Below are 5,183 nucleotides of genomic sequence, written 5' to 3'. Positions count from 1 at the left end.
CGAGCACCTTCTTGGCGCGCGGAGTGAACGGGATGTGCCCCGACGGGGCCTGCTGGCCCTGGCCGATGATCTCCTCGACCTGGCTGCGGACGCCCTCCAGCGAGATGCCCAGCGACTCCAGCGACTTCGCCGCGACGCCTTCGCCCTCGTGAATCAGACCCAACAGGATGTGCTCAGTGCCGATGTAGTTGTGGTTGAGCATCCGGGCCTCTTCTTGCGCCAGGACGACCACCCTGCGGGCACGGTCGGTAAATCTTTCGAACATCGGCGGTTACCTGCTCTCCACTCACCATCGGGTACAACGGATGCGCGCGGAACCCGCCTCCCACTCTAATCCGAAGTTACGGCCGTGAAGTCGGGTGAAACCTTAGTTGTGCTGGGTTTTCGTGGTTTTCGGTGGTGGTTGTTCTGGCTACTGGAGGGTCAGTGGGATGGCGGCGCCGAGTAGTTGGAAGGCGTGGCGTTCGGTGTCGGTGGCCTGGGCGAGGATGGGCACCGAGGTGCCGGCCAAGCTGGAAGAGTTGCTGGCGGGCATCGGGGCCGCCATCGGCGCGGTCGGGGGCAGCTTCACGATGCGGTACACCACGGTTGCGGTCACTGCGGCGCGAACCGGTGTGGGTCGTGCATCGAGCGCTTCGTCAACGACCGGATCGTGCGGACCCTCCGGGCTTGCTCTCATAAGCTGCGAGTGTCACCAACGATCGGCGAGAGAGAAGCGCCATGGACATCAATCCGGAGGAGCTACTTACCCAAATCTGGACGGGCAATATCCCCGATGGCCTGCCCGCCACCCGAAACCTCTACCGCTTCATCGACACCAGACTTGCTAGTGGCGACTCGGTTGAAGAATTCGTCAAACTCAGCCTGGGATATCTGGCGGTGATCGAGACGCGACTGACGGCGCTCGAGAACGTGCTGGACCAGGACGCGCGCCTTCGCCAAGCGATCCAGGAGATCTTCCCGGAAGGGCTCTAGCTCCTCGCGGACGATCTCACGGATTCGGCCGTCCTCGGCAGCTTCTCGGTGGCTAGTCATCGTTCCGTGCCCTTCTGGCGACGCTGCGTCCTCCGACGCCGGGCCGAGCTGGCTCGCGGATTAAGAGGCCCGCACCACTAGCCGATCCCGCAGCCGTTGATTTGCAAGCCCCACAATTAGATTCAGGCCGATCCATCCAAACTTGCCTTTCATCGCCTCTAAGGCATGGCAGACCGTGGCTTGCTCGCCGTCTTTGAGGTTGACCACGGCGCAGGTACTCAGGGCCTCCTTGAAGTTGTCATCCGCCATGCTCGGTACTCCGAGACCGTCAATTCTCGTCCCCAGGCCGTTTTAATTGGCACGTTGCGGTCGAGGTAGTCGGCTTCGCCTAATCACACCGGGTTATGTCGCGATCGAGACGGCCCCGCGAGAGCTTGCTCACAAGGGCGCCCACCGCGGAGGCGACCAGCCGGGGAACGTCGCACCTCGGAAAATGATTGCCCGAAAACGCGATTCATAATCGGTTGGAAGTTGGCGTCAGCTGCTCGGCGTGTCGAGGTTCAGATCATCGTGTTACCTACCAAACGAACCGAAGCAACCGCCCCAGGACCGCCAACACTTCGCCGGCGGCCACCGAGAACCCGATGTGTACGCCAACTGGATCGTGCGGGCCGCTCAGCACCTGGTCTCGCAGTACGGCGTGCAGATCGCCGCGATCATCCCCGAGACCACTGAGCGGTGGGACGCCGAGGAGGCCAGCCGTCGCGCGGAACTTGCGCGTCGGGGCGAGGTCTACAGTTCATCCGGATCAACGGCACCCGTCGTCGGCGCACTGGCCGGGTTGATCATCTACACCGTCGCTGCGCTGCCGTTGAGGCAGAGCGCTAACCGAGTGCTTGCAAAAGTTAGCACCCGCGCGTAGAGTTCAGGACATCAGCACCGATGTCGTCGCTTCAAGCTGGTGAATCAGCCGAAGGACTCCGATCTTGCCGCCCTGGTGACTACCGCTTCAGACATCGACAGCTTCATCAGGACGCAGCGCGAGGCGGCGCAGGCATCGGTGCGGCAGTTGGCCGAAAGGCCGGTGCTCCGTCAGATCGAGCGCGGATTGCACAAACCCACTGCCGATGTGCTCAACCAGATCGCCAAGGCATTACCGGAATCCGCGGGTGCCATACGTGAGGCCGGAATCCTCGAGCCCACCGAAACCAGCGCGGCGCGCGACGCCATCATCACCGACACGCCGATCACCAAGCGGCGGAAGCAGGTTCTGCTCGACATCTACTCCTCGCTTCGCCAACAGAACGAAACTGCCCGTGAGAAGCCGGCAACTGCCTAACCGCCCCAAAAGTTCGCAATCCATATCACAACCGCACTGACTGATCGAAAGGAAGCACGACATGGCCGAGAAGAACCAACCCACCATCGACAACCTGAGGACCCCGCTGCTGGCCGCGATCGGCGCCGCCGACCTCGCCCTGGCCACCGTCAACGAGCTCGTCGCCAACCTGCGTGAGCGGGCCGGCGAAGCCACCGCCGACGCCAGCACCCGCGCCGACAAGACCCGGGAACGACTGAACACCCGCGTCGAGGAGACCCGGGAACGGCTCATGCGGCAGGAAGACCTGCCCAAGGAGTTCGGCGAGCTGCGCAAGCGGTTCACCAGAAAAGAACTGCGTGAGGCCGCCGAGAGGTACCTGGAGGCAGCGACCACCACGTACAACAACCTCGTCGAGCGCGGCGAGGCCGCTCTGGAGCGGCTGCGCAGCCAGCCGGCGTTCGAGGCCAACGTGGCCAAGGGCCAGGGCTACCTCGATGACGCCGTGGAGCGGACCGGGCACGCGCTCGACACCGTCGCCAGCCAGACCCGCGCGGCCGGCGAACGCGCCGCCAAGCTGATCGGTGTCGAGCTGCCGAAGAAGACCGAGGCCGCCGCGGCTTCGGTCAAGAAGGCCGCCAACAAGACGACCGCCAAGAAGCAGCCAGCCAAGAAGTTGTCTCGCACCCTCACCGCGAAGTAAGCGTCAAAGCAGCTCTCCACTGCCCCCGGAGGTAAGCGGAGTCGACGGCCAGGACGGTACCCGCACAGGCTTAAGGCTTAGAACCCGTGAGCCAGCTTGGGGGTACCGTCCTGTTCGTTCTGCAGATCGCCGCGGCGAAGCTGACCAAGCCGGTTTGGCTGATAATCCTGGGCGGAGCGGTGCTGTTGATTCCAAGAACAGATCACCCAAATTGGGAAAGAATCAAAACGGACGGGTACGACGTGGCGACACTATTACTCTTGCAGCGCGATTACCCTTGCAGCGCGTGCCGCCTTGGCGTGAGCAAGACGGTACGAATCGATGTCGATCTCGATGATGTTGCCGCCGAACGTAGTCCTCGCCTTGCGCATCGGTTCCCGCCAGGTCCGGCGGATAAGTGCCGGTCGGCGCCGTTCTGGCACGACCGCGTAGTTCTAGGATCCGCCACGAAGATGAGAAAAATGCTTCCGCCATTTCGATGAGAAATCTGCGAACGCGCAGCTAGAGGCCTCGCCGTCCGCCACGCTATTTGAGAACCTACACTGTAGACGGTATGGAGGCCAGCTGAGGCCGAAGGCCTCGGGCTGCAAAACGATTCGTGGGTTGTCAGTGTGGGTGAACACTCACGTTGGCAGAGCCACATTTGCAGATCAGGAGGCCTCCGGTGATTGTTCAGGGTACGAGTGTCGGATTGGACGTGCACGCGCTTTCGGTCGTCGCGCATGCCGTTGACGAGGAAACAGGCAAGATCGCGCGAGCACGATTATGCCCGGACCACGGTGAGGTGCTGGGCTGGTTGAACCATCTGCGGTCTCCGGTGCGGGTGACCTATGAGGCGGGCCCGACCGGGTTCGGCCTGGCACGGGCGATTACTGAGGCCGGGATGCAATGCCTGGTCGCGGCACCGTCGAAGTTGCAGCGCCCGGCTGGGGATCGGATCAAGACCGACGCCCGCGATGCAGCGCATCTGGCCCGCCTGCTGCGGCTCGGTGAGATCACCGAGGTGACGGTGCCCGAACGTGAGATCGAGGCGGTCCGCGATCTGGTCAGGGCCCGCGAAGACGCCCGCGCCGACCTGATGCGGGTGCGGCATCGCCTATCGAAACTACTTCTACGACAGGGGATCGTCTATTCGGGCGGTACACCATGGACCTGTAAGCACGAAGAATGGCTACGCCGGCAACGCTTCGCCGATACTCACCTCAAAGCGGCGTTCGACCATGGCTTCGATGCCGTGCTCGCGGCCACCGCGGCACGGGATCGCCTCGACGACCACATCCTGGAGGTGGCCGCCTCACCGCGGTTCGCCGACCTGGTCAACCGACTTGGCTGCTTACGCGGCATCTCGGCCCTGACCGGACTTGCCCTGACCGTCGAGATCGGAGACTGGACCCGATTCACCGGATCCACGATCGGCGCCTACGTCGGACTCGTGCCGAGCGAACACTCCTCGGGCACCTCACGCGTCCAAGGCTCAATCACCAAGGCGGGCAACACCCACGTACGACGACTCCTCATCGAATCTGCCTGGCATCACCGCAAGTCCTACAGCACCTCCGGGCCCTCGCTGCGGGCCCGCTGGACCAAAGTCGACCCAGCACTTCGGGCCCGCGGACACGCCGGCAACCGCCGCCTCAACGCACGGTGGCGCACCTTTACCGAACGCGGCAAGAACCCGATCGTCGCCAACGTCGCCGTTGCCCGCGAACTCTCCGGATGGTGCTGGTCCCTGGCGACCATGCAATAGCTGCGACACCCAAGACTTGGCTGGCCCGATGATCAGGCGTCGGCGCGGTGAGTGAACCAACCTGCGGAGAACCTATGAGCCACAACGCGATTAACGATCATCGTCCGTGATGCTCGACCGTAGACAGCAGTAACGTTCACATCCGAATCATCGTCCTGCGGTACCCAACCCGCGCATATCAGTCTGACACCACCGTCGTGAGCAACGACCACCGACGCCCGCACCAGGACAGCCAAAACGAAAGCCGCCCCGGCTAGCGGTCGGGGCGGCTTTCACCTGTCCTCTTGACAAAACCGCCTCCATATCAGGTTCCAGTTTTAAGTGGCGGATTTCCGAACTTTGTGGCGGAAAAGTGGCGGAACCGCCACAAAGACTGGAAACTGGATAGCGTAGCTAGGTACTGGGTGACGTGGTCACGGCCGGGCTTGCATGTGGTCCTC

At 63.0% G+C, this 5,183-nt stretch carries 7 protein-coding genes and 2 pseudogenes; 6 read left to right on the top strand and 3 right to left on the bottom strand.

Features of this window, described 5'->3' with window-relative positions:
* Window positions 1-265, bottom strand: a 265-nt coding sequence (locus ACLQI9_RS15535) for a Clp protease N-terminal domain-containing protein (RefSeq protein WP_442391250.1), incomplete at its 3' end; no start/stop codon positions are given.
* A 147-nt stretch (window positions 266-412) separates the two neighbouring features.
* Complete coding sequence (locus tag ACLQI9_RS15530; RefSeq protein WP_442376414.1) at window positions 413-679, bottom strand: hypothetical protein; 267 nt, start codon at window positions 677-679, stop codon at window positions 413-415.
* A gap of 41 nt (window positions 680-720) precedes the next feature.
* Between ACLQI9_RS15530 and ACLQI9_RS15525 the strand changes: the two genes are divergently transcribed.
* On the top strand, window positions 721-975 hold the full coding sequence (locus ACLQI9_RS15525) for a hypothetical protein (RefSeq protein WP_442376416.1): 255 nt from the start codon (window positions 721-723) through the stop codon (window positions 973-975).
* A 120-nt stretch (window positions 976-1,095) separates the two neighbouring features.
* On the opposite strand, the gene ACLQI9_RS15520 is transcribed toward ACLQI9_RS15525, so the two are convergent.
* A complete protein-coding gene (locus ACLQI9_RS15520; protein WP_442376418.1) occupies window positions 1,096-1,284 on the bottom strand; it encodes a hypothetical protein in 189 nt (62 codons plus the stop codon).
* A 349-nt stretch (window positions 1,285-1,633) separates the two neighbouring features.
* On the opposite strand from ACLQI9_RS15520, the pseudogene ACLQI9_RS15515 reads away from it, so the two are divergent.
* From ACLQI9_RS15515 to ACLQI9_RS15495, 5 genes and pseudogenes are all read left to right on the top strand, one after another.
* Window positions 1,634-1,897 (top strand): annotated as a pseudogene (locus ACLQI9_RS15515) (DUF445 family protein); the annotation flags it as partial.
* 39 nt (window positions 1,898-1,936) lie between these two features.
* The gene (locus tag ACLQI9_RS15510) at window positions 1,937-2,314 is read left to right on the top strand and encodes a helix-turn-helix domain-containing protein (RefSeq protein ID WP_442376420.1); all 378 of its coding nucleotides are present in this window, start codon (window positions 1,937-1,939) and stop codon (window positions 2,312-2,314) included.
* 61 nt (window positions 2,315-2,375) lie between these two features.
* On the top strand, window positions 2,376-2,996 hold the full coding sequence (locus ACLQI9_RS15505) for a heparin-binding hemagglutinin (protein WP_442391881.1): 621 nt from the start codon (window positions 2,376-2,378) through the stop codon (window positions 2,994-2,996).
* Window positions 2,997-3,082: 86 nt separating this feature from the next.
* A pseudogene (locus ACLQI9_RS15500) lies at window positions 3,083-3,184 on the top strand (DUF2516 family protein); the annotation flags it as partial.
* A gap of 476 nt (window positions 3,185-3,660) precedes the next feature.
* Window positions 3,661-4,743, top strand: coding sequence for an IS110 family transposase (locus ACLQI9_RS15495; protein WP_442391880.1), 1,083 nt, complete (start codon window positions 3,661-3,663; stop codon window positions 4,741-4,743).
* The last annotated feature ends 440 nt before the right edge of the window (window positions 4,744-5,183 follow it).

Source organism: Mycobacterium sp. (genome assembly GCF_052143115.1).
Classification (GTDB): domain Bacteria; phylum Actinomycetota; class Actinomycetes; order Mycobacteriales; family Mycobacteriaceae; genus Mycobacterium.
The sequence above is the reverse complement of the archived record's forward strand: the minus strand, read 5'-3'. Positions and strand labels throughout refer to the sequence as shown.

Bases quoted from the DNA above. Each gene is read 5' to 3' on its own strand.
- ACLQI9_RS15505 (WP_442391881.1), top strand. From the start codon at position 2,376: ATGGCCGAGAAGAACCAACCCACCATCGACAACCTGAGGACCCCGCTG.
- ACLQI9_RS15520 (WP_442376418.1), bottom strand. From the start codon at position 1,284: ATGGCGGATGACAACTTCAAGGAGGCCCTGAGTACCTGCGCCGTGGTC.
- ACLQI9_RS15525 (WP_442376416.1), top strand. From the start codon at position 721: ATGGACATCAATCCGGAGGAGCTACTTACCCAAATCTGGACGGGCAAT.
- ACLQI9_RS15530 (WP_442376414.1), bottom strand. From the start codon at position 679: ATGAGAGCAAGCCCGGAGGGTCCGCACGATCCGGTCGTTGACGAAGCG.